The sequence below is a fragment of the Mesorhizobium sp. C089B genome, assembly GCF_030323125.1.
Taxonomy (GTDB): domain Bacteria; phylum Pseudomonadota; class Alphaproteobacteria; order Rhizobiales; family Rhizobiaceae; genus Mesorhizobium.
This window is the reverse complement of record NZ_CP100469.1, coordinates 1017740-1044196: the sequence shown is the minus strand read 5'-3', so window position 1 is coordinate 1044196 and position 26457 is coordinate 1017740. Positions and strand designations below refer to the sequence as shown.

Here is a 26457-nt window from a genome sequence, read left to right as displayed (position 1 = left end):
CTCAGTTCTTGCCATAGAACATCTGCGCACTGCCGGGCTGGTAGCCCGAGCCCTGCGTCAGGAAGCGCCGGCGCTGCTCTCGGCCCTGGTCGACGGCGGTGGCCTGTTCGGCCGATTGCAACGCCTGCGCCCGACCGTTCGCGGCGACGACAGCGGTGAGATCGGCGAGCTGCTGCACTTGGAGCGCGAGGAGCTGGTTGCCGGCCTGTGTTGCCTGAAGCGCGCCGGTCGCACCCTGGCTCTGGCCGACCAACGCCGACATCTCACTGCGATTGGTGTCGATGTTGCCGACGACGCCCGCCTGCACACGCATAGCGTCCTGAAGGCCACCAACCGTGTTGCCCCAGCGCGAGCGCGCGTCGGCGACGAGTTGCTGATCCGAAGCCGACAGCGAGACGTTGCCGTATTTCTGCTGGAAAGCCTGATCGATCTGCTGGACGTCATAGGCAACGTTCTGCGCCTGACCGAGCAGTTGCTGCGTACGCTGCACGGACTGCTGGAGTTGTTGCAGAGAGGAGAACGGCAGGCTCGCGAGATTGCGGGCCTGGTTGATGAGCATCTGCGCTTCGTTCTGAAGCGAGGTGATCTGGTTGGTGATCTGTTCGAGCGAGCGCGCTGCCGTCAGGACGTTTTGCGAATAGTTCGAGGGATCGAAAACGATCAAGGCCTGTGCCGGCGTCGCCAGCATCGGCGAGAGCGCGGCAGGAGCGACAAGCAGTGCGGCGGCGAACCGCATGCCAAGGGAACGGCGTTGTTTCATGGGGACTTCTCCTTGTTGGTGAGGGCGGGGCTGGTTAGGGCGGGAACGAGTTCAGCGGCCCAGCCGACGCCACGGTGGGTGAGCCAGGCAGCGAGGAACCCGTCGCGGCCATGCTCGGCGACGATGCTGGCGATCGCGGCCTGGTCGGTCTTCGCGGATACAGCGCAGAGCGCGAGTGCCACATCCGACAGACCGAGCTCGAACAGCCGGTTGCCGCGTCGGGACTGGCAGTAATAGTCGCGCTTTGGCATCGCCCGCGCGATGATCTCGATCTGCCGATCGTTGAGGCCGAATCGACGATAGATCGCCGTGATCTGCGGCTCGATGGCGCGCTCGTTCGGCAGGAGAAGCCGGGTCTGGCAGCTCTCGATGATCGCGGGCGCGATTGCCGAGCCGTCAATGTCGCTGAGCGACTGCGTGGCGAAGATGACGCTGGCGTTCTTCTTGCGCAGCGTCTTTAGCCATTCGCGGAGCTGGCCGGCAAAGCCCTCATCGTCCAGCACAAGCCAGCCTTCGTCGATGATGAGAAGGGTTGGCGAGCCATCGAGCCGGTCCTCGATGCGATGGAAGAGATAGGACAGGACGGCGGGCGCGGCACCTGTTCCGATCAGCCCCTCGGTTTCGAATGCCTGGACCGACGCCGATCCGATATGCTCGTGCTCGGCATCGAGCAGGCGGCCATAGGGACCTCCGACGCAATAGGGACGTAATGCCTGCTTGAGATCGTTTGATTGCAGCAGCACGACCAGGCCGGTGATGGTGCGCTCCTCGACAGGCGCGGACGCCAGAGAACTCAACGCCGTCCAGATATGCTCCTTGATCTCAGGCGTGATCGTCACATTCTCACGCGTCAGGATCGCCACGATCCAGTCGGCGGCCCAGGCGCGCTCGGGGACATCGTGAATGCGCGCGAACGGCTGAAGACTGACGCTATCGGACGCTCCATCGCTGAGATCGCCGCCGAGATCATGCCAGTCGCCGCCCATGGCGAGTGCCGCCGCGCGGATCGAGCCGCCGAAATCGAAGGCAAATACCTGTGACCCCGCATAGCGGCGGAACTGCAGCGCCATCAGCGCCAAGAGCACGGACTTGCCCGCGCCTGTCGGGCCGACGATCAGCGTGTGGCCGACGTCGCCGACATGAAGCGAAAGCCGGAACGGGGTCGAGCCTTCGGTCTTGCCGAAAAGCAGAGGGGGCGCTGCAAGATGCTCGTCCCGCACCTCGCCCGCCCACACCGCGGAAAGCGGAATGATGTGGGCGAGATTGAGGGTGGAGATGGGAGGTTGACGGACGTTGGCGTAAACGTGACCCGGCAGGCTGCCGAGCCAGGCGTCGACGGCGTTGATGGTTTCGATAATTGCCGTGAAATCGCGGCCCTGGATGACCTTTTCGACCCGGCGCAGTTTCTCGTCGGCGATGCCAGGATCATCGTCCCAAACAGTCACCGTCGCGGTGACATAAGCCATGCCCGCATAGTCGGCGCCGAGCTCCTGGAGCGCCATGTCGGCATCAGCGGCCTTGTTTGCGGCGTCGGTGTCCACGAGGACGGACGCCTCGTTGGTCATCACCTCCTTGAGGATCGCGGCGACCGATTTGCGCTTGGCGAACCATTGACGCCGGATCTTTGTCAGCAGCCGGGTCGCATCAGTCTTGTCGAGCAGGATCGCGCGTGTCGACCAGCGATACGGGAAGGCCAGCCGGTTCAGCTCGTCGAGCAGACCCGGCGTGGTCGCGGTCGGGAACCCCGTGACCGTGAGAATGCGCAGATGCAACGCGCCAAGCCGCGGCTCAAGCCCGCCGGTCAGCGGCTGGTCGGCCAGCAGGACATCGAGATACATCGGCGTTTCGGGAACGCGGACACGGTGGCGATTGGTCGAGACGCAGCCATGCAGATAGGTCAGCGTCTCGGCGTCATCGAGCCAGCGGCACTCCGGCATGAAGGCTTCGACTAGGCGCAGGACGCGGTCGCTGCGGTCAGTGAACCCGGTCAGCACCTCATTGGGGTCGAGGCCCTTCTTCTCCCGCCCTTCGTAGAGCCAGCTTTCCGCGCGGGCGGTGTCTTCGGCGGGCGCAAGATAGGTGAGCGTCAGGAAGTAGCTGGACTCGAAATGCGCGCCGGCCTCCTCGAAGCCCGCCTTGCGCTCCGCATCGACCAGCGTCGAGGCCGCATCCGGAAAGCTGCTGTCGGGATAGCGCGTCGAGGCATGGCGCTGTGCCTCGACGAAGATCGCCCAGCCGGAGCCGAGGCGGCGGAAGGCATTGTTGAGCCGGCCGGCGACGGCGACCAGTTCGGCCGGCACGGCGCTGTCGAGATCGGGACCGCGAAAACGCGCGGTGCGCTGGAAGCTGCCGTCCTTGTTGAGGACGATTCCAGCGCCGACCAATGCCGCCCAGGGCAGGAAGTCGGCGAGCCGGCTGCTGCGGTTGCGATATTCGGCAAGGTTCATCATAGGTGCGACCTCGCTTAGACCGTGAGATGCGCGGGTATGCGCAGGTGCCGGCGAACGACGTCGGCGAAAAGCGGATCGCGCTTGGCCGCCCAGACTGCGGCAACATGGCCGATCGCCCAGATGGCGATGCCGACGAGCCACAGACGCAGCCCCAGCCCCACGGCGCCCGCGAGCGTCCCGTTCATGATCGCAATGGCGCGCGGGGCGCCACCGAGCAGGATCGGCTCCGTCAGCGCGCGGTGTACAAGGACCGTATAGCCGGGCACTGTATAATCCGGCATTGGGCCGCCCTGTTCGACAGCGCCCGCCATCAGACCAGCGCTCCGCCGCCGAACGAGAAGAACGACAGGAAGAAGCTCGACGCCGCGAAAGCGATGGACAGGCCGAACACGATCTGGATGAGCCGGCGGAAGCCGCCAGACGTGTCGCCGAAGGCGAGCGTCAGGCCGGTTACGATGATAATGATCACCGCCATGATCTTGGCGACCGGACCTTCGATCGATTGGAGGATCTGTTGCAGCGGCTGTTCCCACGGCATTGACGAGCCGGAGGCATAAGCGGGCGCGGCCATCACCAGGATAAGCGTGGCACCGGAGACGGTCATGGCGAGACGATGGCGCGCGAGGCGCAGGCGTTGGATCATGGAATTTCTCCTTCAGGGCTTTGGATGAGCAAGGTCGGGCTGTCGTCGCCCTCGAGGACGGCTGGCGCGACCCGGTAATCGCCGTCCGGGCTCAGGCCATCGACACGGGCGAGTTCGGACAGTCGGCGGGCTGAGCCGCGGCCGGAAAGGACGGCAACCAGGTCGATCGTCTCGGCGATCAGCGCGCGTGGAACCGTGACCACGGCTTCCTGGATCAGCTGCTCCATCCTTCGGAGCGCACCTATGGCGCTGCCGGCGTGGATCGTGCCAAGGCCGCCGGGGTGGCCGGTGCCCCAGGCCTTGAGCAGTTCGAGCGCCTCGGCCCCGCGCACCTCTCCGACTGGAATGCGGTCGGGGCGCAGGCGCAGCGATGAGCGAACAAGATCGGAGAGCGACGCGACACCGTCTTTCGTTCGCATCGCCACGAGATTCGGCGCTGCGCATTGCAGTTCCCGCGTATCCTCGATGATCACGACGCGATCGACGGTCTTGGCCACCTCGGCCAACAGCGCGTTGATCAGCGTGGTCTTGCCCGTGGAGGTGCCGCCTGCAATGAGGATGTTCGCGCGGTTGGCAACGCCCTGGCGCAGCGCGTCCACCTGCTGCGCCGACATGATTCCGGTCGCGACATAATCTTCGAGGGTGAAGATGGCGACGGCGGGCTTGCGGATCGCGAAGGCGGGCGCCGCGACGACGGGAGGAAGAAGCCCTTCGAACCGCTCCCCCGTCTCGGGCAGCTCGGCCGAGACACGTGGGGCGCCGGCATGGACTTCGGCACCGACATGATGAGCGACGAGGCGAACGATGCGCTCGCCGTCCGCTGCTGACAAACGCTCTCCTGTGTCGGACAACCCCTCGGACAGGCGGTCGATCCACAAACGTCCATCGGGATTAAGCATCACTTCGACGATGCCGGCGTCGTCGAGATAGCGCGCGATCGCAGGTCCGAGCGCTGTGCGCAGCATGCGTGCGCCGCGCGCCAGACCTTCTGAATTGTGAGGCGAAGCTGCCATCCTGTCCCCGTTTCGATCCGGGGGAACATGGACGGCCCCTGGACGGGGATGATTAAGAGAGCCGCATCTCGAGTGGTTTCAACACCTATATCGAGGCGTAGTGGCGTAGCGTGCAAATACAGGAGATTGGCGGTGCCGACCTGTGATCAAGGCCGGCGATCTTCAGGCAAGGGCGGCGCTCGCCGTCAATTGTGCGCTCGTCGGTAAAGCCGTCAGATCACGCGGCTTCAGCACGAGTTGACCGTCGAGGCTTGTGGCGAACCACCACGTCGACCTTGTAGTCGAGCCGGTCCAGACAGCGAACCAGCCTGTCTATTGAAAACTTACCCGTTCGCCCTGTGGCGATCGCGGAGACGTCGGGCTGTTTCATTCCGAGCAGTTCAGCCGACTTCGCCTGGGTCAGGCGCCGGCGCTTGATAATGGCGCGGATCTCGCGGGCCAGCTTGGCCTTGAGCAATTCCTCTTCGGGATTGTCAAAGCCGAGGTCCGCAAACACGTTGCCGCTGCTCACTTCGGCGGTGATGTCTTCCGTCATGACTTTGTTCCTTTCCCATAGTTTTCACGATAGTGCGCCTCGGCCGCCTTCAATCGTACTGTGACGAGATCGATTTCATGCTTGGGTGTCTCCCTGCCCCTCTTCGACTTCTTCTGGAAGCAATGAAGGACGTAGATCACGCCAGCGAAGCGGACGGTGTAGACGGCGCGGTAGGTATCTCCGTCGAAGTCGTCGACCACCTCGAGGATGCTGCGGCCCCCAAACCCTTTCAGGGCTTTGACAGCCGGGTGCTCCTCACCATTCTGGGCGTCGTTGATTGCGACACCCATCAACCGGCGAACATCGACCGGAAACTCGCGCAGGTCATCCTTCGACGATCCCATCCATACCGTGAGCTTTTGGTTTTTCATTCGCCCTTTGCCTTATAGCATACAGACTATAATTTTCAACGAAAAGATCCTGACACCGCCTAGCCACTGAGATAACTGGTTCGGCTCAGACGGCTGCTTTTTCTAGAAGCTCATAAAGGCGTGGTCCCTCATGCAATCACGGATCTTGAATTGCGGATTTCGCGCCCAACATGGTTCCCGTATCAGCGACCCTGCCCTGCGGCTGTCTAGCTCTTGTCTGCCAAACCCCCCGACAGGTTGGCAACGCGAGTTCCATGACAACATATCGTTACAATACTTTGATATGCTTGACATATCGATGCTTGCAAAATCTCGGTCCGCCAGTCCGTTCAGCGCGCGGGCGTGCCGGGCTGGTGTGTGTCCAGACCGCCATCGATGTCCTCGGAGATCTCCTGCCGAAGCTTTGGACCTCTCGCCAGGCGCCGGCCGAGCGCGGTGACGAAGGCATCATAGCGCTCGCCAGCCTTGGAGTGGGCTGCCTGTGCCGCGGGCTCGGGCAAAGCCGGCGTTGTCGCCAGCCAGAAGCGGACGAAAACAGCGAGCGTCTCCACGGCAATCGCGACATCGCGCTCCTGGCGCGTCATACGGCGGTCCAGCTGGTCAAGCCGCTTGGTGATCGCCGCCTCCTGCCGCTCGGCGGCATCGGGTGAGAGGAACGACTCGATTGCCGCCTCCGCGACGAGCGACCGTGAAAAATCACGGCGCGCCGCATGTTCGGCCAGCCTGCTCATGACCTTCGGATCGAGATAGACGGACAGGCGTTGCTTGCGAGGTGGCTTTACCATGGGAGCCTCACATATCCACGCCGTCGCCGGGGTCGAGCGACGCCTGCCGCGCAACGCCCTGCATCAGGCGCGTCAGTCGACGGTTGCGGGCAACCTCGTCCTCCACGTCATCCAGGTGATCGATCTCGAATTCGTTCTCGGTCGAAGGCTTCACGACCTGCTCGACGCGACTGAGCTCGGGTTGCCGACGACGCTCGGAATCAGTTGTGTCGTCATCCGTGGCCAACGGCGCCGACATGGCTTCAGCAATCTGCGGACGAGAAGGCAGAGGCAGGTTCGTCCAGTCGTCCGGCCTCCCCTCCTCCGCCGCCGCCCTCAGCAGCGGCGGCGGCAGGATACGTTCCCGGAAGCGAGCATCCTCATGATAGCGCGCCTTTTTGGCGCGGATCGGCGGCGCACCCGCGACCATGACGATCTCGTCGGTCGCCGGCAGCTGCATGACTTCACCCGGCGTGAGCAGCGGGCGAGCCGTCTCCGAGCGGGAGACCATGAGATGACCGAGCCACGGAGACAGCCGGTGGCCGGCATAGTTCCTCATGGCCCTCATCTCGGTCGCTGTTCCCAGCGCGTCGGACACGCGCTTGGCGGTGCGCTCGTCATTGGTGGCAAAGCTTACCCGGACATGACAGTTGTCGAGGATCGAATTGTTGGCGCCGTACGCCCTCTCGATCTGGTTGAGGGATTGAGCGATCAGGAAGCTTTTCAGCCCGTAGCCGGCCATGAAGGCGAGCGCCGATTCGAAAAAATCGAGGCGGCCAAGCGCCGGGAACTCGTCGAGCATCAGGAGCAGCCGGTGCCCTTTCGCCCTGACCTGCAGATCTTCAGTCAAGCGGCGGCCGATCTGATTGAGGATCAGGCGAATGAGCGGCTTGGTCCGATTGATGTCGGACGGCGGCACGACGAGGTAGAGTGTCGTCGGATGCTCGTCGTCGATAAGGTCGCTGATGCGCCAGTCGCAGCGGCGCGTGACCTCTGCCACGACAGGATCGCGATAGAGGCCAAGAAATGACATGGCGGTGGACAGCACGCCGGAGCGTTCGTTGTCTGATTTGTTCAAGAGCTCTCGCGCGGCGCTGGCGATGACCGGGTGCGGACCAGCCTGCCCCAGATGCGCGGTTTTCATCATCGCGGACAACGTCGATTCGATCGGACGCTTTGGATCGGAGAGGAATCCGGCGACGCCGGCAAGCGTCTTGACCGGCTCGGCGTAGAGGACGTGCAGGATCGCGCCGACCAGCAGGGCATGGCTGGTCTTCTCCCAATGGTTTCGCCTCTCGAGCGAGCCTTCGGGATCGACCAGGATGTCGGCGATGTTTTGAACGTCGCGGACTTCCCATTCGCCGCGACGCACCTCGAGCAGCGGGTTGTAGGATGAGGATTTGGGATTGGTGGGATCGAACAGCAGGACCCGCCCATGCATGGCGCGGAAGCCCGCGGTGAGTTGCCAGTTTTCGCCCTTGATATCGTGAACGACGGCGGAGCTCGGCCAGGTCAGCAGCGACGGGACGACCAGGCCGACACCCTTGCCCGAACGTGTGGGCGCAAAGCACAGCACATGCTCCGGTCCATCGTGGCGCAGATAGGCGCCGTCAAAGCGCCCAAGCACCACCCCATCGGAGCCGAGAAGGCCCGTTGCCTTGACCTCCTGCTTGTCGGCCCAGCGGGCGGAGCCGTAGGTCTCGACCTTCTTGGCCTCTCGAGCCCGCCAGACCGACATGCCGATGGCGACGGCGACGCAGGCGAAACCGCCGAAAGCCGCGATAAAGGCTCCCTCTACGAAGATCGACGGCGCGTAGGCATCGAAGCCATACCACCACCAGAAGAATGACGGCGGAAGGTAGAACGGAAAGCCCAGGACACGGAACCATGGCCTGCCCAGCTCGGGCTGGAATGCCAGGCGCCAGGCCACCCACTCCGTCGCGCCCCAGGTCGTGAACAGTACGATCATCAAGACGGCGAGGATCTGGCCCCAGAGAATTTTGGTGGCGGACATGCTGCAGTCCTTTCTTCAAATTGAGACTAGATGCCGAGGCCTCGCTTGCGGCCAAAACTCCAGTCGATGCCGTCGTCATTGCGAGCGACGCCAGAGACGTGGCTGCCAAGATGTTTTTCCAGGGACGGCGTCCAAGGCACCAGTTGGAAACCGAGGCCGTCATCGATCATGGCGAAGCGGCCGGAGGCGAGCGTGAAACGTTGCCGGTAGGAACCGGCCACAAACTCACCACTGCGAACGCGGTTGAACGGCTGGCCGGTTTCGGCCGAGAGCTTTTCGCCGAGCGCCTCCAACTCGCAGCGACGCAGCGTGTCTATCAGGTTGCGGGTGAAGGTTGTGCGTTGGCCATGCCGCTCGCCGAGGCCCCGTTGGACGAGGTGGTCGGCACGGAGCTGCATCGCCTGCCGCACCTCGGCGCCGAAGCCGCCTTCCGACAACGCAGTCGGTTCGCGGGCGATGTTCTGGCGATCGAGCCAGGTGGCGCCGGCGGCGGTAACCTGCCGCTCAATATCGAGATCGGAACGGACAGCGAGTGCTGCGCGCCCATGTCCCTGCGCGTCATGGAACTTGCGCAGCTCAACGATGGAACCCGGAGCGCTGTCGCCGGCGGCATCGAGATCGGACAGCTTGATGTGATGGGTGCGGCCGTCGGTGCCATCGATCACGGCGTAGGCACTGCCCTTCAACTCGTCATCGAGACCACGGTCGACCAGCCGACCGACGATTGGCGTGTCGAGGCGCTCCGCCGCGAGCACATAGGTCGCCGACCCGCGCTCGATGCCCTGTTCTGTCAGGGCGCGGTGCATCCGCTTGATGATGTCACCGCGTTCGCCAAGCTCGCGCAGCGTCGCCTCGGCCTTTTCGTCGATCCTCCATTGGCCTGGGCCGACCTGTTCGGCAAGGCCAAGCGTTTCGAGCTTGCGCGCCCGCCCGACCTTCAGCACGTGATACTCATCGGGCTGAGCGCTCGCCGGGGACGCAAGATCGACAACGCCTGTGTCGCGGCAATCGCGAACAAGCTGCCGGTCAAGCTGGGTCCAACGTTCGGCCTCGACCTGACGCTGCAGATTGCGGCGGATGTCGAGATCGGTGCGCGGGCCGAGCTCCTGGGTAACGAGGTCGGCGGCGCGGGCGCGCATTCCCTCCTTGATGTAATCGCGGGAGATCACGAGATCCTGCCCGTCATCAGTGCGGCCGCGCAGGATGATGTGAAGGTGCGGATTGTCGGTGTTCCAGTGATCGACGCCAGCCCAATCCAGTTTCGTGCCGAGGTCCTTTTCCATCTGACCCATCAGATCGCGGGCGAAGGATTTGAGGTCCGCCATGTCGACGGCATCTTCCGGCGAGACGATGAAACGGAAGTGGTGCCGATCATCGCCGCACCGCTCGGCAAAAGCACCGCCATCCACCTCCCCGTCCTCCGGCCCGAACAGCCTTGCCTTCTCCCCGTCCCGGGTGACGCCCTCGCGGCGCAGATAGGTGAGATGAGCGGCAAGCGGGGCGCCGCGCGCGTGATGGCGCACCAGCCGTGTCTTGATGATCACGGCTCGCGAGCGGCCGGTGAGGAGACGATTGGCGCGCACGCTCGCCGAGCGGCCACGCCCGAAGGTCGAGCGATTGCCCGGGCTGATCCGGCCGGAGCGAGAGATGCGGGCGCCGGCCTTCCGGGCGGCGGCAAGCGCCTGCGCGATGAAGGGCCTGGCGCGCTGGGCACTGGGCGAGCGGATGCGGCCGGGCCGGATGCGGAAACCATCCTCGTCAGTCATCGTGAAGATCCGCACATCGTCTCAAGGCACCGAAATCACAGGTGAAACGGTGTTCCGGCGAGGTGCGCCACTTGTTCGCACCTCGCGGAAATGCCACATAACCTCTTGAAACAGCACAACCGATCGACGCCGCACCTCGCGGCCTTTTATCTCGCCATCCTTCGGTTGTTCTGCACATTTTCCGCCTCCACCCACGCCATGGTGCGCTGGAGCTTGCGGTTGCGCAAAGACGCCCATGTGCGCTCATGGCTGTATCCCTTCGCCCGCTCGCGCCACGAAGAGGCCTTCGGACAGCGGCACGATGGCGGACACATCGCGCACGGTGGGCGCAGAGCTCGCGTCATTTGGTGGTCGCTCGGTTGGCACCCGAGCGACAGCTTGTTTGCGATCCGGCTGACCGACGAACAGCGAGCCGCGCTTCCAGGGAATGGCCTCGACAGACGTAACGGCGAAAGGGCGCATACCCTCGCTTTCACCGATCAGGGGCGCAAATGCGGCGACATAGGCGCGGGTCTCGGCCGGTAACGGACGCCCAGTGAGGTAGGCCTGGTAGCGTGCAGGTCCCGCATTGTAGGCGGCCAGAAATCCCGGAGAGCCGAAGCGATCGTGCAGTTCGCGCAGGTACGCCGTTCCAGCCAGGATGTTGTCCCGGGGATCGAATGGATCGCGGCCAAGCGACCAGCGGGCGCGCAGATAGTCCCATGTTCCGGGCATGATCTGCATCAAGCCGCGGGCGCCTGCGCTGGAGACGGCACGCATATCGCCCGCACTCTCCTTGCGCATGATGGCGCGTATCAACGCGGTCGGGACGCCGAAGCGGTGCGAGGCTTCTGCGATATGCGCGCCGAACGGATCGCGTTGCGACGATCGTGTGAGAGGTGTTTCCTGCGCCACTGCCGCCGGCATGACGGTCGCGACGGACAGGCCGCAAAGGAGGAGCAGAGCCATGCGCCAGGCAGCGCGAAGCGGCCCGGGCGCACCGCGATGGCTCGTCGACGGACGGCGAGCGCGCATCGTTCAATCCTTCTCGCTACGGTCGCGCGGGCGCGCCCAGTGCAGCGACCAGGACGTCTTGTCGTCGCCATTGCGAAAGAGGTTGGCGCGTATCGGCTGCGCGAAGGTCGGGTCGTCGAGCTGGATCGAGACATAGTCTCCGGCCTTTTCGCTGGAGCGTTTCCAGCCGGCGCCGATCTCGGGGCCGTCCTCGCTTGCGGCGTGAATGCGGTAGTCAGGCGCATTCTCCGTTTCGCTCGCCTCTGCCGCCACAATGGCAATATCCAGGTTGAGGCTGAGCGTGTGGATGCGCCCGCTATAGCCAGTCTTCTGGCGCGTGAATTCTCCGATCTGTTGCATGTCAGGCTCCTGTTTTCGAGTCGTGCGGTGATGAAGACTGGCGCCACGACGCGCGCCGCTGGTCGCGCGCTCACCGCGTTGGCGCGCGCCATTCGAAGCGGCCGTTGCCGTCCTCGTCTGTCCACAGCGGAACGGCGCGGCCGATGATCCGTCTGGTGGAGAGGAGGCCGAAGTAGCGGCCGTCGAAGCTGTCGCGGACATGCCGGTTCATCAGGAAGACTTCGCCGCTCGCGATGCGGCGGCAGCCCTGCCAGACCGGCAGGTCACGACCGGCCCGGTCACGCGTCAACGCCATCCCCGCCTCGATACCATCGACCGTGATGGTGAGGTTCGAGCGACAGACCCGTTGCCCCGATACGCCAAGGATGCGCTTCAGGAGTGGCACGCCCCTCGGCAGATAGCCGCGATCGGCGAGGAACGCCGCGAGCGGCTCGGGCGCGTCGACGGCCACAAGATCGGCGACCTCGAAGGGTCCGTCGAAGTCGATCGTGTAGAAGCCGATCGGTGCGCTGGCTGACGCATTCCAGATGAGCTTCGCGGGCATCGAAGTGAGGCCGGGATAACCGACGCCCATGGTTGCGATAACGCTGGCTAAGATGATCCCGGCGCGCGTCACGGCTCAGTCCTCTTGCGCAGCAGGAAGGCACGATGTTGGTCGAGTGTGTAGCTGCGCGGCGCATTGCCGGCGGTTATCCGGTTGTGGATGTGCCGCCAATGATCAGGCGACACCAACTCAGGCTCGATGCCGAGGCGCTGGATGGCGTCAATCGCCTGCAGCACGCGTTCGACCTTGGGCCAGCTCTCGACCTTCAGCAGGATGTCGCCGCCGGGTCGCACGAAGGGCAGTGTCTGATAGGCTTCGCCAGACGCGACCGCACGCACGATGTCGATGCGTGAGATGATCGTTCCGAAGTCGTTCGCCGCCCATCGCACGAAGGCGAAGACCACGCCGGGACGATAGGACAGGATCCGCCGGCGACGATCGACGATCTGTTCCTGGGCGGGCGTGCCGAACCGTATCCAGTTCTCGATCCTCTTCTCGACCCAGGTCAGTTCGACATGGACGAGATTATCGGCAGCGTGGTGCGTGGCCGGGAATGCGCCGCGCGTGCGGGGAGCCGCAATGCCAGTCATTTCGGTTCTCCTGATGTGGTGGGAATTTCGCGCGCGAGCCTCGCGCGCAGCGTTTCGGCGACGATGACGTCGTTCTCGAAAGCGGCGATGCGTGCGCGCTCCTGAGTCGTCATGTCGGTGGTGGGGCGCACGACGAAGGTCGCGAACTGATTTCCCTTGCAGGCCAATTCACCGGCGAGATGCAGCGTCAAAGTTGCCTTCCCGACACGGCTCTTTCGATTTAGGGGTGCGGCGCTCATCGGGCGGCTCCCGAGCGCGGATCAAGCGGCGGAGTCGGACCTTCGGAAGCGCTGGTTGCCGTGATGCGACCGCCAGAAACCGTCGACGTGTTGGGGGTGTTGTTGGTGGTTACGCTGAGTGCGTGGCTGGCTCGCCGTACGAGCCTCTGCCCATCTTGCGCGCGCGCTTCAAAGTTAGAATCTGGGTTAGAGTCTAAGTTAAGGGCGCGATTTCGGCTTTGCTTTCCCAGGGTTAGGCGCCGTTTCGGTTCCTGATAGCACGAGCCTGCGGTTCCCGATGGCACGATAGGTCCGGTTCCCGATAGCACGAGGCCGTCCACAGGCCTTCCACAGGAGCCGATCCGCTCGAAGGCAAGCAGAACCCGGCCGCCAATCTCCACTTCCAGCGCAAGGGTGTAGCCGGGCAGCGGCTGGCGGCGGATGATGTCGCGCAGCTCGAAGGCAAAGCGCTTGTGGGGCGACAGGCTGCCGGATTTCTGGTGAAGGTGACGGAAGTCGAAGCGCCAGCCGTCGGGCTGGCGTCCGCCGTGCTTGCGCACCAGCCGATAGAGCCAGCGCTCCAGCCCGCCAGTCAGGTCGAAATAAGCGCGGTCGATCGTCAGCACGAGCGCGTCATCGAGGACTGCCTGGTAGAACCAGTCGGGGACGATCAACTCGATCCCCGCGGGTTTGCCATGGCGATCGATGCGCTCCTGCCACTCATTGATCCATGAGAAGCGGTGACGCCGGCCTTCGGCGGGCTGACGAATCGTCGTCGAGACGGTGGTCGACTGCAGCCGGTCAAGCCCCGCCTTCAGGCGCTGATAGTCGCGCAGGCTCTTGCCGCGGCCGACGAAGGTGAGAATCTCATAGGGTGTGGCGGCCATCAGGCGCGAGGTGCGAAGGCCCGCGTCGCGCGCCTCGACGATCTGGCTTGCGGCCCAGATCAGGATGTCGGCGTCCCAGATGGTCGCCATGCCATGATCGGGCACGGCTTCGACCCGGATCGTGACGTTGCCGGCCGCAAAATCGATCGGGGTGATGCGATGCGTCTTGGAAAGGGAGAAGAACGGATAGGCCATGAGATCCTGCGCGTCTCGTGGGGCGAAGTCGCCAGGCAGCGCCCGGAACAGGTCGAGCTGCCCGCGCTCCGAAAGGGATTGGTTTCGAGCCACCATTGGAAATCCGCGCGCGGTCAGCGTGCGTATCGTCCGCCGTGCGTCGGCGGCGTCGGCGTGTGACGCTTGGCCGGCAGGACCGACCCCCGCGGATCGGATGTAGACGTGACAGCGCCGCGTTCGGCCCACGCCTGAAGATCGTCGACGGCATAGACGACACGGCCGCCGAGCTTGCGGTAGGAAGGACCAGTGCCATAGGTCCGGTGCTTTTCGAGCGTGCGGGCGGACAGGCTGAGGAAATCCGCGGCCTCCTTGGTGCGCAGGAAGCGCGGCGGCAAAACGGCGATATCGGGTCGCATGGGTCGAACCTCCGTGGGGTCTTGGGCAGCCGCTGGCGTTCAGCGGTGGGCGGAGACCACGGTGGCGGAGAGTAAGCTTCGTCAGGGATGGGGAAGTTGAGGGGGCTAAAACTCCACCCCTTTTGCGCGGCCAGACCCGCTAGGATCGGCGGCGATGACGCAGGATTTGCAAATAGCCACCGCCGATCATGGCGGTGGCACCTTCGACCAGGCCGATCACCGCGTCGCGCAGTGCGGAAGTTTTCCAGGGATCGGCAGCGACGCGCTTAGACCCGTAAAGGGCGACGGCAATGTCGCGGTAGCTCGCGCCATTCGAATGGCCGTCAGCGGCCTGCATCATCAGACGAAAGCGGCGGCGCTGCTGCGGGGTCATCCGCGTGTCCGAAGGTTTGGGGCGCCCCTGCAACGAACGCCAGAAACGGGTGAGTGCTTCGATCCGTCCCAATGTTTCTGCGTCCAAGGGGATCAGGGCCGCCAGGTGACCGTGCGGGTCACTGCCGGGCAGAAGGAGAAGTTGGGTGACGACACCTGCACTATGGACAGTGTGGCGTCCTTCCGGGCTGTCGTGGACCACGCCCAGGCCGGTCAACGGCGCCGATCGCAAGGACGACAGGAATTCCGGCGCCGGCACGAGAGAAACCACAGCTGGATCGACGTCAGGCGACCACAGAACGTCTTGCGCCAAGGCGGACAAATCCGGCGTGGCCGGGAAATCGCAACCCCCACTGCCGCTGTGCCTCAGGGTGGAAGGGTGCTTTTTCGGATCTTGTGGTAAGGAGCGCTTGGTAGTGCCGTTGATAGGGTTGGTGACGCCGCAGACACTCCCAGGCGAGCCCTTCGATAGGTAATGTATCAAAATAATCATAGCTGGCATTGTCTCGCCAATGCGACGTATCCGGCCTCATCCAAGAGCTCCTCGCAAACAACGCGTAGACCCCGCCTCCAAACGATTCCGGGTTGTAGCGATTGGCGGAAGACCCTTGCCGGGCATCGGGTGATGCCACTTCGGCATCACCCGCGAACCACAGGCGCTGTGGTGCTAGTTGCCGGGTCGACGCAAGAGATGACGGTAGCCTGCACGCGCCATCCAGCGCGCTCGCGCCAGATGGCTGTCGTGGATGCGCCGGGCGCGTTGTGGCTCCTTCGTCAGATCAATGCCGAAGAGGATTTCGACCACCTCGCGCCAGTCCGCGCCGTCGTCGGCGGCGTCAAGCAGGCGCACATAGAGCTTGACGTGTTCCCGATCGTATTCGGTGAGTTCGTCACTGGTCGGCGCGGTTTCGTCAAACGGCTCGATCATCGCTTGCCTCGTCTTCACAGTGAAAGCCCGCATTTTATAGAAACAACAGCGCCGATGGAGGACGGTTGATAAGCATCAGGCGATGCGGTTTCGGCATCGCTCTCGGCTTGAGTGAATCGAACCGGACGTCCGCGGAAGAAGGCCCCGGCCTTCCGGCCGGGGCCTGCGCGGGTCCTTAGTCACCCCGCCGCGCGTTCGGGCGGGACCAGATGAGCGAGAAACCCTCCCTTCCTCGTCGTCGAAGAGGTTGGCGTAGATCGGGGCGTTGAAGCTCGGATCGTCGAGCTTGAGACCCAGGTAATCGCGGCCTTCGTTGGAGGTCTTCGACCAGGCGGCGCCGATCTCGGCGCGGCCGACCAGCACCCGGTGGCTGGGAGCGTTCTCGCCGGTGGCGCGTGTGTCTGGGACGATGCGCACGTTCTTGGCTTGGACGCTGAGGGTGACGATGTCCCCGGTGAATTCGTTCGAGGCGGTCTTCTTGCAGGTGCCGATGGTAGCCATTGTAAGTCTCCGTTTTCTGTTCCCGAGCCCGCACCATGCGGCCTCGATGGCGATCGGGTGGCCGAAGGCGACCGACGACGCATCGCTTGCGACCGGAGCAACGCGGAGGACGGCGCAGGAACGACTTTCTTGTCTCGCGAGGAATGGCGGCGCTCGGGGTCCCCATGCGCTTGCGGCATGGGGTGGGAGCCGGCAGGGGAAGAAAGTCGAGATGCGCCGTTGCGGCCTAGGCGGTCGAGGCTTCAGCCGTCGTTCGGCCAGATCAGCCCATTGAAGAGGCCGTTTGGAGCGCTCTTGGGACAGATTGGGAACGGAGACGTTGGCGTGCAACGCGCCTCCGGCAGATCGCTACAGGCTTCACCGGCATCGCCCACGCATTCCAGGCACAGATTCCGCGCACCTGCAACGCCGCCGCCACCGCGCGCGCTGCCGTCCTGCTACCGACTTGTCGGTCTGCCATGGGCATCGACCAAAGAAAGTCCAAGTCCCAGACGGGGCCGCGCCGGCACGTGGCCGTTGCTCGATCCTGGCATGGAACCCGATTGCTCCAACCACCGATAATGAGGAGGCTAGGCCTTCGTCGGTCTGGTCCACCTGCGCCGCCCGCGGGGGTCTAGGCTCGAACCACGTCCCTGCCGGATTGGTCGGCTGACGTCATGCCCGCGACCCGCAGATATGCCGTGACGCCGACGGCGGTCGCGCCAATGACGGAGAAGACGACCTGCCAGGTTTCCGAAGGCATCATGTGCTTCGCGATGCCATGGGTGGCATGGTAGCCGGCAACCATCGCAGGCGCGACGAAGACAAGCGTGATCGCCAGCTTCGCCCACATGGAGCTGATAACGCCGAGGAGGATTTGGCCGACGCCGAGCGTCAACCCGGCTGCCAGGATGCCGACGAGGATCGCGCCAAGCCAGCCGGCGCCGGTGTTGAATGCCCACGTACCTGCGCTGACCCCTGCGAACAACGGAAGGGCGAAGATAGCAAGCGTGAAGAGCAACCAGCACAGGATGCCGATGGCCGCGATACAAACGAACATGCCGAGGATGATCATGGTGGTGTCTCCGAGAATAGCTCTGGCGATTGCGCCTTCCACCACCACCGCAACGCCGCGCAGAGCATAGCAACGAAAAGCACCGGCGAGATGCCAAAGCTCTGTTTCGCCAGCGGCAATGTTAGCCCCGTCCTGGGGCGAACGGTCGATTTCGCCGATGATGGCGGTGTCGTCGCCGTCATACTCGTTCGCCGGCACGACCGAGAGAGTGCCGTCGCCGGCACGAAAGATGACGATGGCGACCATGAGGGTGGCGGCGAGGCTGAAGGCGAAGGCATGCGCGTCGGCGAGGGACATCGATCCGGCTCCTGTTTGAAGCGGAGGACCCTCCCCCGCTGACAGGCGCCCGATGTGTTCGGCGGATGGCCGCAATCACCGCGAAGGCGAAGCCGGAGCGGCGGCACGCTTCGCGTAGTCCGACCCCTTGCGGGTTGATGGCGTCAGGCCGTCGGCTGGACCAAGGATCAGCGCAATGGATCGCGGGGGTGGGGTCATCTTCAAGTCAGGAGCAGCGGCGTCGTTAGCGCGACGCTTATGTTCCATGAGAGTCTGAGCAAGCCGCCGCGCGATGTGGCGGGCGTCGAGCGATAAACCGGACGGCCATGAACGCGCTGGGTCCCGTTGGAAGCCGCCACGCTGAAAATGAGGATGAAGCTGGGCGATGACGCTGTGCAGTTGCGGTGGCAGGCCCAATCCAGCTCTCTCGGCGTAACGAGCGGCCTTGCCGAGATCGTGCCCGATATGGCGGCGATTCCAGCGATCGTCGGTCGCTGTTCTGAGAAGATGCGACTTCAGGAGCAATTCAATGGCGATGGCGATGGCGTGAAGGGCCGCATTGCGCCTGCCCAGATCCGCCGCCCGGTCAGCGCCATCGAGGCACACTGCGGCATTGCGCAAGAAGGTGTCGGCCAGCGCGATGTCCGGTGAAGCTATCGGGAAAGGATAAGAGCGACGGCTTGAAGAATGCCGTGCCTCCCCTGCTAATTTATAGGGGGGGTAAGTTCCGAAGGCGCATCGACCAGCGTCCGATATAGGCTGTCAACTTCTTCGTCGATCTCTTCGCGCCTGATCCCGAGCGCCTTAGCGTCGGCGTACAATTTGTGTGTGTACTCACTTATCGAAACCGTGTCGGCCTTCGCCGTTTCGGGGAGATTGTTGCCGATCCCAGCGATCGAGGAAATTGATACCGCGTGTACTCATGGAGCCTTAAGCTCCATTAAGCGCTTAGGTTCCGGCTGTTCGGTGGCGAGGTCATAGACTAGGCTGTTCGCAGCCGCCGAAGTAGCTTTTGACCTTCAATCAGGCCGCACGTCGGCCCAATCACTATGAATTGGCTTCGCACCAAAAATCCATGTGTGAGATGTAAGGCAAGAACCCCCATCGGAGTCCGTGAGTTCGACCTGGAGGATGATACCACCCCCGAACAGGCGTCATCGATCATACAGAAAGATGACGCACGACAGTCGCCAGTGATCGGGACCGACGAGACCGCGAAACAGATAGTCGCTCTGCTTCAGCGCGTCTCTCGCTGATTTCGTCAAGTTGCTCGCTTCGGGGGAGCTTCCAATCCTAGACGAGAAGACTGATCGCCAGCGAAAGCGACGGCATCTGCTTCATATTCGAATGCTCGGGAATACGTTTCACCGTTCCTCCCTATGATGCGAACAACCCACTCGCCCAACGAATGGCGGATCTCTAAGAAGAGGGAAGACGAAGGCGGCGGCCGGTACGTGACGCTGTGCAATGCCCTCGGGAGGCCTGTCCCGCCAAAATCGGCACCATCGGAGGAATGAACTTCACGCATGCACTGACTCCCGAGACCGCGAGTCAATTAGCGCGTGCTTAATTAGTTCCAGAACGTTTTAACGAATCGTTGACCGCGCTGTCCCATTATAGGACGGCGCGGTCAAACCCCAACCTTGGCTGCGCAGGCGGCTTCGGCATTGAGTTCCACCCCGAACTGTCGGAGCCGCCACCCACATTTCACAATTTACCAGCAATGGTTGAATCAACCGTTACTGCACGTGCTTTCAATGGCGCTTCCCTGATCGTTAGACTTTGACGGAACAAACAGGGGATTCACAGGTTCGGCGTTCGAGACTCGACCGATGGAAGCGATCTTCGATGACATCGCCAACGCCCTCAGAGCGCCCCGCCAAGACGTGTGGCGCCCTGTCCGGCGCCTTCGCCATCGATATGGTCGGCGAACTCAACTCCCCACGTACGCCGCGTCCTGGCTGCGTCAAGGAAGCTCTTGGAACAGATGGCCGAACGCGAAGACCCCCCGCCGCCAAGTTGAGGCGGCTTCTATGGAAATCCGCTCATCTGACGCCAGAGCAGCGCTGGCAGGTCCATCAACCGGCTACCCTCAGAAGCAGTGCGACACCGACTCCATAAGGGATGAACACAGCCGCCAACGCGACCCAGATGCCCGGATCGGCGAGCACGTGCATTTCCTTGCGAAGCTGTTCCAGACCAACGGCAAAAGGCCGGCTGTGTTCCCAAACCGGAAAAGGCCGGCGCACACATGCGGTCGACGGGCATTAGGTTCCATTGCTAGATCACAAGCAAGCGCGCTTACCTGCAGCGGAACCTGACAGCCATACGACCGTTATTCGAAAGGACAACGAAAGGAGATCGCCATCATGGACTGGAATCGCGTCGAAGGAAATTGGAAGCAATTCAAAGGTAAGGTCAAGGAGCAGTGGGGCAAGCTCACTGATGATGATCTCGACCGCATAGCCGGCAACCGCGATCAGCTCGAAGGTACGATCCAGGAACGCTACGGCATTGAGAAGGATCGCGTGCGGCGAGACGTCGACGACTGGTATGGTCGACAAGACTCGTATTAGGACGGTGCGCCGTTCGGATCGACCTTGTCGGCTTCCAGCCGCGTTGATCTCCACAATGGAGATTGTAGAAATGTCCATCCACAAAGAAGACTATCGAACGAACAAGGCTGACTACCTGATAGCGAAAAGGCCAGATCTGGTTGAGAAGACCAAGCCGAAAAAGAAGACGTTGCGGCGTGACGATCAGCGTTCCGCAAAGTTATTGGAAAACCCCGCCGCGTTACCCGAGAGGCCGGCATCACGCCGTTAGAAATCGCAGAAGGTCAAGAGGAACATTTAAGCGATATTGAATGTTCGACTGTTTATGGACAGCCGAACCGTACTCTCAGCAGATCAATCCAGAGCAGCACGAGCCCTACTGAACTGGTCGCGTGTGCGACTTGCCGCAAAGGCAGATCTTAGCGAAATGGCCATCAGCGATCTTGAGAACGGATTCAGGAAATCGCGTCCCCACAACATCGCGGCGATCCGCAAAGCGTTTGAAGACGCCGGAATCGTCTTCACCGTCGAAGGCACTCCATCGCTCGCCCGCTCAGAAGGTGGCAGCGGCCTCGCCACCGACAATAGACAGTGGCGCCGGCGGCAGAGAAAATAATAAGGGCGAAAAGCCTACTCAGGAGCGTCTTAGGCTCGGAACTCATACCGGAAGGCTCGCAATGCGGAGCGCTGATTTACGGCTTTGAAGATTGCCGATCTCGTCGACCAAGGTCAGGCCGCTCAATCTGCGATCGAACTCTATGGGCTTGAAGCGCCGACCGCCGTGGCGCACTGCGCTTTGGAGGCACATTTCGACGGCCGACCAAATGACTTCCGCTTTTGGTGCGATGTCTTTCACCAACTGAGAAGACCAAACTGACGGAACTTTTGCCGCGGAATCGTGTTCGTTCGAGCATGACCAGAATAGCAGCCCTTGGCCCACGCATCCCCGGCAAACCACATTCGCCGGCAGACGGACAAGACCGTTTCGACCTTTGGCCCGATATGCGGCCAGCAGGTTGACCGCCGCGACTTCCGTCAAGTGATGTGGCACGAGCAACCAGATCACGAGCCGCTTGAATGGACGCTTAGAGCAGTTCAGATTTTGACTGAATCTGCGGGATTCCCGTGAGAGTGGTTTTGTGATTCAAGATGCTGGCTGGATCGGAGGCCAGCATCAGATGACGGCTCCCCCTCAACGTCCGCAGGAATTTGGAGGATCAGCTGCGCCAAAGCCAGAAAATGGAGGCGGTGGGGCAACTCACGGGCGGTATCGCGCACGACTTCAACAACATGTTGGGAGTTGTCATCTCAGGACTCAACTTGATCCAGCGGCGCGTCGACCGCGGCGAGCCCGGCGTGCACCAACTGATCGCAGCCGCGACCGAGGGTGCCCACAAAGCTGCCATGCTGACGCAAAGGCTACTGGCTTTTTCCCGGCAGCAGCCGCTTTCCCCTGAATCCCTCGACGTCGGCCGGATGGTGCAGGATATGTCGGAGCTTTTGCGCCGGACCCTGGGCGAGCACGTAACACTCAATACGGTCGTGCAATCCGATGACGGTGCAGTGCTCGCTGATCCCAGCCAACTCGAAAATGTCCTCGTAAATCTGGCGGTCAACGCTCGCGATGCCATGCCGGAGGGCGGAACCCTGACAATCGAAACCTCTGCACTCCTGGTCGACCAGTCGGTTGCTGCAGATCATGGCATTTCCCCCGGCCCCTACGTCCTTATTGCGGTGAGGGACACGGGCTCGGGTATGAGCGCGGAGGTTCTGGAAAGAGCCTTCGAGCCGTTTTTTACCACCAAAGGTGTCGGCAAGGGAACCGGCCTTGGGCTGAGTCAGGTGTTTGGCTTCGTCAAGCAGTCCGGTGGCTATGTCAAAATCGATTCAAAACTGGGGGTGGGGACTACCATCAGCATCTGGTTGCCAAGGCACAATGGTCCCGCCGATGGAGCACGGCGGGCGAACAGCCAAGACGTTGCCAATGGCAAGCCAGAGGAATTGATCCTCGTCGTCGAGGACGAGGCGAGTGTAAGACAACTGACAATGCAAATGCTCGAGGATCTCGACTATTCGGTGATTTCTGCTGAGAATGGGGTTGAAGGCCTGCGCATTCTTGAGGATCGAGGAGACGTTTCCTTGCTGCTGACGGATGTTGTCATGCCCGGAATGAACGGTCGGGAATTTGCGGATGCTGCCGTTGAATTGCGGCCTGACTTGAGGGTGCTCTTTACGTCCGGTTACGCACGTGATGCCATAGTTCGCAATGGGATCATCGATCCAAACGTTCAACTCCTGCAGAAACCCGCTACCCTCCAAGCTCTCGCCCAGAAAGTCAGATTGGTTCTGGATAACTAGCCATTCGGCAACCGGCCGTTCCGGTTTTCAGGCAAGAGGGTAGCGCGCTCGACCTGTCATATTAGACGCAAAGCGGTCATTGAGCTCTATTGAGAGCTTCGGGTCACCACGAGCGTCCGCGGTGATGCCGCCGACATTTCTCCTCGGGTCTCTACCGACGTGGTCGCGGGTGCAACAATCTGTTGCACAACTCTGCTATCTGTCCCGCCAATGCCTGACCCTCAACTTGCTCACCCCTGAATAAGTCATCGCTCGCTGTCACGGCCAGGTAAGCGACGGGACTCTTCGAACGGGCGCGTTGCATGCGGATCAGGCCATCGTTCCTCAAGATCAGCAAAGCAATCATCTATCCCAGCGGCGAGTGGATCGCTGGGACAAATCGATCGTGGTCGTCTGCAAACAAAGACGCGAACTGCCGCGGGAGAAGAAGACGGCACGGCCAGAGTAAGCAGAGAGGCGGTTCATTCGCCCGAGAGGCGTGGGTTAGAGAAATATGCGTGCGAATCCGTGCTCGATCGGGGCGTCACAGTTTTCATACATAACTAACCCGCTCGATACCCTTTGCGAACGCAGCGTCACGTCTAATCAGAATGGCTTTGAAGAGCGTGACTTGAGCATCTCTGTCGCGGGTGTTTTGGGGGTTAAATCCGCCCTTCCCTACGGTTGTGTGCGTCAAGTTCTGCAAAATGGGCGATCATGAAACTGGTCATGCGGCTTGGCGTAGAGCGAGCTTCTTGTGCTCGCGCAGATCATCCATGTTGATATAGCGGTTGGCCTCCATCCAGTTTTCATTGGTTTCGACGGCCAGCTGACCAGGCGCAGGCGCAGGCAGCTTTCGGCGTTCGGGAAGATGCGCACGACATAGGTGCGCCGGCGGATTTCCTCGTTGAGCCGTTCAAGCATGTTGGTGGACTTGAGGTGCTTGTGATGCTGACGCGGCAGCCGGAAGAAAGTCAGCGTCTGTTCTATGGCTTCTTCCGCCCAGGTGGTCAGCCGCGGGTAGCGGGCGGACCATTTGGACAGCCATGCGGCAAGATCAGCCCTGGCCTCTGCGAGATCGCGCCGGTCGTAGAGCCAGCGCAATTCCTGCAGGCAGTCGTCGCCGTGCTTCCTCGGCAGATGATCGAGCGCGTTCCTGAGGAAGTGCACGTAGCAGCGTTGCCAGGCGGCTTCGGGGATCACCTCGCCGATCGCCGCGACCAGGCCGGCGTGATCGTCGGACACAACCAACTCGACGCCCTTGAGGCCGCGCGCCTTGAGGCCTCCCTCCAGGCCGAGCGGCTCTCGCGATTGGCCATCTCCACGGCCAGGATCTGGCGCCTTCCGTCCCAGTCGATACCGACCGCGATCAGCACCGCCTGGCTCATGACAACACCGGCTTCACGCACCTTCTCGTAGCGCGCATCGAGGATGAGGTAAGGAAACGGCTCCTGAGGTCGTTCGGCAAACGCCTTCAGGCTCTCGTCCAAGCGCTTGTTGATGGCCGAGATCGACGAAGCCGAGAAGGCATGACCGCACAGCTCTTCCGTGATCGCCTTGACCTTGCGGGTCGACACGCCCTGGACATACATCTCCGCAAGCGTTGCCACCAAGGCCCGCTCCGAACGCTGGTAGCGCTCGAACAGCTCGGTGGAGAAGTGACCCGCCCGGTCCTGTGGAACCCGCAGCTCAAGCTTGCCCACCCGGGTGACCAGGGTGCGGCCGTAGTAACCCGAGCGATAGCCAAGGCGCTCAGGCGTGCGTTCGCCCTTCGAAGCACCCAGCGCCTCCTCCATCTCGGCCTCGAGAACCTCCTGCATTACCGCACGGATCACTTCGTGCAGCCCCTCCGGGTTCGAAAGCAGAATGTCTTTGACGGCAGCGCTGGTCGATTTACCTTCTGTCTTGGTCATGGTGGCGTTCCTTCCAGGGAATCGGTGACGTTGAACATCACCAGCCTGCCATGACCGCCCTCTCTCAGCGAATTGCAGAACTCTCAGCACACTACCTTCCCTACTCGCAATGCGACGCGCGCTTCACGCCCTGCCTGTGATCGGTATGACTGAGATGGGGCCGCAAGCGGACCGTCAGCTTCGCGGTGAAAATCCTCAGAAAGCGGCCAGCATGTAGTCGTCGCACGGCTGAAAGAGAGGCGTGACGGGCGAGGAATAGGTCTGGTTTCACCTGATCACCTACGCAGGCAGTTCGACGATCATTGAGCGGCGAGAACGCGGCCCGAGGCAGGAGCTTTGAGCGTCCGATTTTTCACGATCGACCTTCAGGCTCGTCGAGCGCATCGTCTCGACGTTACTGCCGAAACCGAGCCTCCATGCCGGCGCCCTGGGGAGGCAAGACAGCCAGCAACTGGACGGCTCGGGGATTTAGCACCGTTCACCCAGAGCTTTTTGTCGAGATGCAGGCGTATCCGCTGGCTTTCTGCGAAGGACAGCGCAAACGATTCAGGCCGAATGAGCGTGTAATTTCCTGGTCGGTCTCTATGATGCGGACGACCCTACCCATTCGCCACTGGCTCCGACTACTTCCACGCAAGGCGTGGCCCTGCGAATTGGCACCACCTTGCCCATCACATCCTCCCTACGAAACGCAATGGGAAGTCGATTTAAGACCGTCGTAGTCGGTAGTTCAATAACTAATGCTTGCTCGGAATCGGACGAGCCATCCTGGATGGGCAGTACGAAGGCTGGTTGAATGGCTAACTTGTCATGCCACCTCGGTCAGGCGAACCTTCGGGGACCTCCCGTGATATAGCCTATGCTTCAGGTTGTTGGCATTCAGGATGGCTGCCAGCTCTTCAGCATACTCCATGTCGGGAAGGTCGACAGAAGGGTGGCCCACCATAATAGCCGGCTGCCCGGTGAACACGTCGAACACCGTCCACGTCCCATCCGGTTCCCGCCTTACCTCGTACCGCAGAGTTGCCATGAGGGGATCACATAGGTCGCCGTTTAGGGGTGGGAGTATTTGGTCCACGGTGACGCCGGGCCACCTGAAAGCACCGAGACAGTCGGCGCTTAGTAACGCGCCCGCCCACCCGACATGTCGAATACCGCGCCGGTATTGAAGTTGCTGGCGTCCGAGCACAGCCAGGCCACCATGTGGGCAACTTCTTCGACCCGGCCGAGCCGGTTCATTGGACTATCGGCGATCATTGTCTCGACAGCTGCGACCCCGAGGTTTCGGATCATGTCAGTATCGATTGGCCCAGGAGCGACGCAGTTCACGCGTATGTTTGTATTGGCAACCTCACGCCCAAGCGCCTTTGTGAAGACTACGATACCTGCGCTGGAGGCTGAATAGGCGGCAAGGTTGGCAAGTCCTTCCTTGCCCGCCAAAGAGCCCATATTGACAATGCGGCCAACACCCCATTTTCGCATGTGGGGCAAAACCAACTGCGTCACTTGCATCGTGCCGATCAGATTGGTTTCGATGATGCTTCGCCAGTCTGCAGGTTCGTGTTGGTCAAACGGGTGAAGGGTTCCTAGATAACCGGCGTTGTTAACCAGAACGTCTATACGCAGGCCACGATCGACGATCATGTTGATCGCATGGGTTACCTGATCGCGGCTGGTAATATCGACCTTCGTAGACACCACACCCTTCAGTTCGATCTGATCTCGATCCCACACGTGCACTGAAGCACCCGACGCTACAAGGCGCTCTACGATTGCCTTGCCGATACTCTTTGCTCCGCCGGTTACGACGGCTGTCTTGCCAATGAGGTCATATGATACCGGCACAAAGCCCCCATTCATGTGTGTTCACACGGGATAAGTTTAGCAGGATCGCATATTTTCGCCAGCGGCCAGATGGTCTGGGGGGCGCCGGAGCCAGCTATGACCTGATCGGTAGCGAGCTCCAGATCGTACACAGCTTCGCCTTGCGGCGCCGCCTGGCGCTTTTCGTCACCTTTTCCTG

At 62.1% G+C, this 26457-nt stretch carries 29 protein-coding genes and 3 pseudogenes; 5 read left to right on the top strand and 27 right to left on the bottom strand.

Going from position 1 to position 26457, the window contains the following annotated elements; genetic code table 11:
- Position 1 precedes the first annotated feature (1 nt).
- From trbJ to NLY44_RS33190, 22 genes and pseudogenes are all read right to left on the bottom strand, one after another.
- Positions 2–760, bottom strand: coding sequence for a P-type conjugative transfer protein TrbJ (trbJ, locus tag NLY44_RS05325; protein ID WP_023697516.1), 759 nt, complete (start codon positions 758–760; stop codon positions 2–4).
- Positions 757–3210, bottom strand: a complete 2454-nt coding sequence (trbE, locus tag NLY44_RS05320) for a conjugal transfer protein TrbE (RefSeq protein ID WP_286456769.1) — start codon at positions 3208–3210, stop codon at positions 757–759. Before trbE ends, trbJ begins: the two co-directional genes overlap by 4 nt.
- Positions 3211–3224: 14 nt before the next feature.
- On the bottom strand, positions 3225–3521 hold the full coding sequence (locus NLY44_RS05315) for a VirB3 family type IV secretion system protein (RefSeq protein ID WP_023673515.1): 297 nt from the start codon (positions 3519–3521) through the stop codon (positions 3225–3227).
- Positions 3521–3853: a TrbC/VirB2 family type IV secretion system protein gene (locus NLY44_RS05310; protein WP_023673516.1), complete on the bottom strand. Its 333-nt coding sequence runs from the start codon at positions 3851–3853 to the stop codon at positions 3521–3523. The genes NLY44_RS05315 and NLY44_RS05310 overlap by 1 nt, the downstream gene beginning before the upstream one ends.
- The gene (trbB, locus tag NLY44_RS05305; protein ID WP_023697514.1) at positions 3850–4866 is read right to left on the bottom strand and encodes a P-type conjugative transfer ATPase TrbB; all 1017 of its coding nucleotides are present in this window, start codon (positions 4864–4866) and stop codon (positions 3850–3852) included. Before trbB ends, NLY44_RS05310 begins: the two co-directional genes overlap by 4 nt.
- Before the next feature lie 217 nt (positions 4867–5083).
- Positions 5084–5401, bottom strand: a complete 318-nt coding sequence (locus tag NLY44_RS05300; protein ID WP_006338687.1) for a helix-turn-helix domain-containing protein — start codon at positions 5399–5401, stop codon at positions 5084–5086.
- Positions 5398–5745: a type II toxin-antitoxin system RelE/ParE family toxin gene (locus tag NLY44_RS05295; protein WP_031203332.1), complete on the bottom strand. Its 348-nt coding sequence runs from the start codon at positions 5743–5745 to the stop codon at positions 5398–5400. Before NLY44_RS05295 ends, NLY44_RS05300 begins: the two co-directional genes overlap by 4 nt.
- A gap of 356 nt (positions 5746–6101) precedes the next feature.
- Positions 6102–6557, bottom strand: a complete 456-nt coding sequence (locus tag NLY44_RS05290) for a ribbon-helix-helix domain-containing protein (RefSeq protein ID WP_023673519.1) — start codon at positions 6555–6557, stop codon at positions 6102–6104.
- 7 nt (positions 6558–6564) lie between these two features.
- Entirely contained in the window at positions 6565–8550 is a 1986-nt protein-coding gene (locus NLY44_RS05285) for a conjugal transfer protein TraG (protein ID WP_023690472.1), read from the bottom strand.
- A gap of 26 nt (positions 8551–8576) precedes the next feature.
- Positions 8577–10316, bottom strand: a complete 1740-nt coding sequence (locus tag NLY44_RS05280) for a relaxase/mobilization nuclease domain-containing protein (RefSeq protein WP_023697513.1) — start codon at positions 10314–10316, stop codon at positions 8577–8579.
- Between the two features lie 243 nt (positions 10317–10559).
- On the bottom strand, positions 10560–11330 hold the full coding sequence (locus NLY44_RS05275) for a lytic transglycosylase domain-containing protein (RefSeq protein WP_050588961.1): 771 nt from the start codon (positions 11328–11330) through the stop codon (positions 10560–10562).
- A 3-nt stretch (positions 11331–11333) separates the two neighbouring features.
- Entirely contained in the window at positions 11334–11669 is a 336-nt protein-coding gene (locus NLY44_RS05270; RefSeq protein ID WP_023690469.1) for a DUF736 domain-containing protein, read from the bottom strand.
- Positions 11670–11739: 70 nt separating this feature from the next.
- The gene (locus NLY44_RS05265) at positions 11740–12285 is read right to left on the bottom strand and encodes a S26 family signal peptidase (RefSeq protein ID WP_023697510.1); all 546 of its coding nucleotides are present in this window, start codon (positions 12283–12285) and stop codon (positions 11740–11742) included.
- Positions 12282–12803 carry a DUF2840 domain-containing protein gene (locus tag NLY44_RS05260; protein WP_023673524.1) on the bottom strand — a complete coding sequence of 174 codons (522 nt, stop codon included), beginning with the start codon at positions 12801–12803 and terminating at the stop codon, positions 12282–12284. Before NLY44_RS05260 ends, NLY44_RS05265 begins: the two co-directional genes overlap by 4 nt.
- Positions 12800–13042: a hypothetical protein gene (locus NLY44_RS05255; RefSeq protein ID WP_156936056.1), complete on the bottom strand. Its 243-nt coding sequence runs from the start codon at positions 13040–13042 to the stop codon at positions 12800–12802. Before NLY44_RS05255 ends, NLY44_RS05260 begins: the two co-directional genes overlap by 4 nt.
- Positions 13039–14199 carry a replication initiator protein A gene (locus NLY44_RS05250; RefSeq protein ID WP_023690467.1) on the bottom strand — a complete coding sequence of 387 codons (1161 nt, stop codon included), beginning with the start codon at positions 14197–14199 and terminating at the stop codon, positions 13039–13041. The genes NLY44_RS05255 and NLY44_RS05250 overlap by 4 nt, the downstream gene beginning before the upstream one ends.
- A 17-nt stretch (positions 14200–14216) precedes the next feature.
- Entirely contained in the window at positions 14217–14498 is a 282-nt protein-coding gene (locus tag NLY44_RS05245) for a helix-turn-helix transcriptional regulator (protein WP_023690466.1), read from the bottom strand.
- 139 nt (positions 14499–14637) lie between these two features.
- The gene (locus NLY44_RS05240; RefSeq protein ID WP_023673528.1) at positions 14638–15183 is read right to left on the bottom strand and encodes a DUF2285 domain-containing protein; all 546 of its coding nucleotides are present in this window, start codon (positions 15181–15183) and stop codon (positions 14638–14640) included.
- A complete protein-coding gene (locus tag NLY44_RS05235; protein ID WP_084013101.1) occupies positions 15155–15403 on the bottom strand; it encodes a transcriptional regulator domain-containing protein in 249 nt (82 codons plus the stop codon). The genes NLY44_RS05240 and NLY44_RS05235 overlap by 29 nt, the downstream gene beginning before the upstream one ends.
- A gap of 134 nt (positions 15404–15537) precedes the next feature.
- The gene (locus NLY44_RS05230) at positions 15538–15798 is read right to left on the bottom strand and encodes a DNA -binding domain-containing protein (protein WP_023673529.1); all 261 of its coding nucleotides are present in this window, start codon (positions 15796–15798) and stop codon (positions 15538–15540) included.
- Positions 15799–15973: 175 nt separating this feature from the next.
- Positions 15974–16299, bottom strand: a pseudogene (locus NLY44_RS05225) (DUF736 domain-containing protein).
- A 613-nt stretch (positions 16300–16912) separates the two neighbouring features.
- A complete protein-coding gene (locus NLY44_RS33190) occupies positions 16913–17650 on the bottom strand; it encodes a hypothetical protein (protein WP_023673531.1) in 738 nt (245 codons plus the stop codon).
- A gap of 351 nt (positions 17651–18001) precedes the next feature.
- Between NLY44_RS33190 and NLY44_RS05215 the strand changes: the two genes are divergently transcribed.
- Complete coding sequence (locus NLY44_RS05215; protein ID WP_023694917.1) at positions 18002–18280, top strand: hypothetical protein; 279 nt, start codon at positions 18002–18004, stop codon at positions 18278–18280.
- A gap of 53 nt (positions 18281–18333) precedes the next feature.
- Here NLY44_RS05215 and NLY44_RS05210 read toward each other — a convergent pair.
- A pseudogene (locus NLY44_RS05210) lies at positions 18334–18553 on the bottom strand (DUF768 domain-containing protein).
- 1445 nt (positions 18554–19998) lie between these two features.
- Between NLY44_RS05210 and NLY44_RS05205 the strand changes: the two are divergent.
- The 3 genes from NLY44_RS05205 (at position 19999) to NLY44_RS05195 (ending at position 20800) form a co-directional block, all read left to right on the top strand.
- Positions 19999–20205 (top strand): CsbD family protein, encoded by a 207-nt coding sequence (locus NLY44_RS05205; RefSeq protein WP_023690464.1) that lies wholly within the window; start codon positions 19999–20001, stop codon positions 20203–20205.
- A gap of 70 nt (positions 20206–20275) precedes the next feature.
- Positions 20276–20455, top strand: coding sequence for a hypothetical protein (locus tag NLY44_RS05200; protein ID WP_023697507.1), 180 nt, complete (start codon positions 20276–20278; stop codon positions 20453–20455).
- A gap of 54 nt (positions 20456–20509) precedes the next feature.
- Positions 20510–20800, top strand: coding sequence for a helix-turn-helix domain-containing protein (locus NLY44_RS05195; RefSeq protein WP_031203328.1), 291 nt, complete (start codon positions 20510–20512; stop codon positions 20798–20800).
- A 42-nt stretch (positions 20801–20842) separates the two neighbouring features.
- On the opposite strand, the gene NLY44_RS05190 is transcribed toward NLY44_RS05195, so the two are convergent.
- Positions 20843–21250: a hypothetical protein gene (locus NLY44_RS05190; protein ID WP_156936055.1), complete on the bottom strand. Its 408-nt coding sequence runs from the start codon at positions 21248–21250 to the stop codon at positions 20843–20845.
- 143 nt (positions 21251–21393) lie between these two features.
- On the opposite strand from NLY44_RS05190, the gene NLY44_RS05185 reads away from it, so the two are divergent.
- Positions 21394–22542 carry an ATP-binding protein gene (locus NLY44_RS05185; RefSeq protein WP_023690463.1) on the top strand — a complete coding sequence of 383 codons (1149 nt, stop codon included), beginning with the start codon at positions 21394–21396 and terminating at the stop codon, positions 22540–22542.
- A 706-nt stretch (positions 22543–23248) separates the two neighbouring features.
- Here the strand turns inward: NLY44_RS05185 and NLY44_RS05180 are convergent.
- The 3 genes and pseudogenes from NLY44_RS05180 to NLY44_RS05170 form a co-directional block, all read right to left on the bottom strand.
- Positions 23249–24434: pseudogene (locus tag NLY44_RS05180) on the bottom strand (IS256 family transposase).
- An 808-nt stretch (positions 24435–25242) separates the two neighbouring features.
- On the bottom strand, positions 25243–25413 hold the full coding sequence (locus NLY44_RS05175; protein WP_245262835.1) for a hypothetical protein: 171 nt from the start codon (positions 25411–25413) through the stop codon (positions 25243–25245).
- A gap of 140 nt (positions 25414–25553) precedes the next feature.
- Positions 25554–26294, bottom strand: a complete 741-nt coding sequence (locus tag NLY44_RS05170; protein WP_023673881.1) for an SDR family NAD(P)-dependent oxidoreductase — start codon at positions 26292–26294, stop codon at positions 25554–25556.
- Positions 26295–26457 lie beyond the last annotated feature (163 nt).

Bases quoted from the DNA above. Each gene is read 5' to 3' on its own strand.
- trbJ (WP_023697516.1), bottom strand. From the start codon at position 760: ATGAAACAACGCCGTTCCCTTGGCATGCGGTTCGCCGCCGCACTGCTT.
- trbE (WP_286456769.1), bottom strand. From the start codon at position 3,210: ATGATGAACCTTGCCGAATATCGCAACCGCAGCAGCCGGCTCGCCGAC.
- NLY44_RS05315 (WP_023673515.1), bottom strand. From the start codon at position 3,521: ATGGCGGGCGCTGTCGAACAGGGCGGCCCAATGCCGGATTATACAGTG.
- NLY44_RS05310 (WP_023673516.1), bottom strand. From the start codon at position 3,853: ATGATCCAACGCCTGCGCCTCGCGCGCCATCGTCTCGCCATGACCGTC.
- trbB (WP_023697514.1), bottom strand. From the start codon at position 4,866: ATGGCAGCTTCGCCTCACAATTCAGAAGGTCTGGCGCGCGGCGCACGC.
- NLY44_RS05300 (WP_006338687.1), bottom strand. From the start codon at position 5,401: ATGACGGAAGACATCACCGCCGAAGTGAGCAGCGGCAACGTGTTTGCG.
- NLY44_RS05295 (WP_031203332.1), bottom strand. From the start codon at position 5,745: ATGGGATCGTCGAAGGATGACCTGCGCGAGTTTCCGGTCGATGTTCGC.
- NLY44_RS05290 (WP_023673519.1), bottom strand. From the start codon at position 6,557: ATGGTAAAGCCACCTCGCAAGCAACGCCTGTCCGTCTATCTCGATCCG.
- NLY44_RS05285 (WP_023690472.1), bottom strand. From the start codon at position 8,550: ATGTCCGCCACCAAAATTCTCTGGGGCCAGATCCTCGCCGTCTTGATG.
- NLY44_RS05280 (WP_023697513.1), bottom strand. From the start codon at position 10,316: ATGACTGACGAGGATGGTTTCCGCATCCGGCCCGGCCGCATCCGCTCG.
- NLY44_RS05275 (WP_050588961.1), bottom strand. From the start codon at position 11,330: ATGCGCGCTCGCCGTCCGTCGACGAGCCATCGCGGTGCGCCCGGGCCG.
- NLY44_RS05270 (WP_023690469.1), bottom strand. From the start codon at position 11,669: ATGCAACAGATCGGAGAATTCACGCGCCAGAAGACTGGCTATAGCGGG.
- NLY44_RS05260 (WP_023673524.1), bottom strand. From the start codon at position 12,803: ATGACTGGCATTGCGGCTCCCCGCACGCGCGGCGCATTCCCGGCCACG.
- NLY44_RS05255 (WP_156936056.1), bottom strand. From the start codon at position 13,042: ATGAGCGCCGCACCCCTAAATCGAAAGAGCCGTGTCGGGAAGGCAACT.
- NLY44_RS05250 (WP_023690467.1), bottom strand. From the start codon at position 14,199: ATGGTGGCTCGAAACCAATCCCTTTCGGAGCGCGGGCAGCTCGACCTG.
- NLY44_RS05245 (WP_023690466.1), bottom strand. From the start codon at position 14,498: ATGCGACCCGATATCGCCGTTTTGCCGCCGCGCTTCCTGCGCACCAAG.
- NLY44_RS05235 (WP_084013101.1), bottom strand. From the start codon at position 15,403: ATGAGGCCGGATACGTCGCATTGGCGAGACAATGCCAGCTATGATTAT.
- NLY44_RS05230 (WP_023673529.1), bottom strand. From the start codon at position 15,798: ATGATCGAGCCGTTTGACGAAACCGCGCCGACCAGTGACGAACTCACC.
- NLY44_RS33190 (WP_023673531.1), bottom strand. From the start codon at position 17,650: ATGTCCCTCGCCGACGCGCATGCCTTCGCCTTCAGCCTCGCCGCCACC.
- NLY44_RS05215 (WP_023694917.1), top strand. From the start codon at position 18,002: ATGAAGCTGGGCGATGACGCTGTGCAGTTGCGGTGGCAGGCCCAATCC.
- NLY44_RS05205 (WP_023690464.1), top strand. From the start codon at position 19,999: ATGGACTGGAATCGCGTCGAAGGAAATTGGAAGCAATTCAAAGGTAAG.
- NLY44_RS05200 (WP_023697507.1), top strand. From the start codon at position 20,276: ATGTCCATCCACAAAGAAGACTATCGAACGAACAAGGCTGACTACCTG.
- NLY44_RS05195 (WP_031203328.1), top strand. From the start codon at position 20,510: ATGGACAGCCGAACCGTACTCTCAGCAGATCAATCCAGAGCAGCACGA.
- NLY44_RS05170 (WP_023673881.1), bottom strand. From the start codon at position 26,294: ATGAATGGGGGCTTTGTGCCGGTATCATATGACCTCATTGGCAAGACA.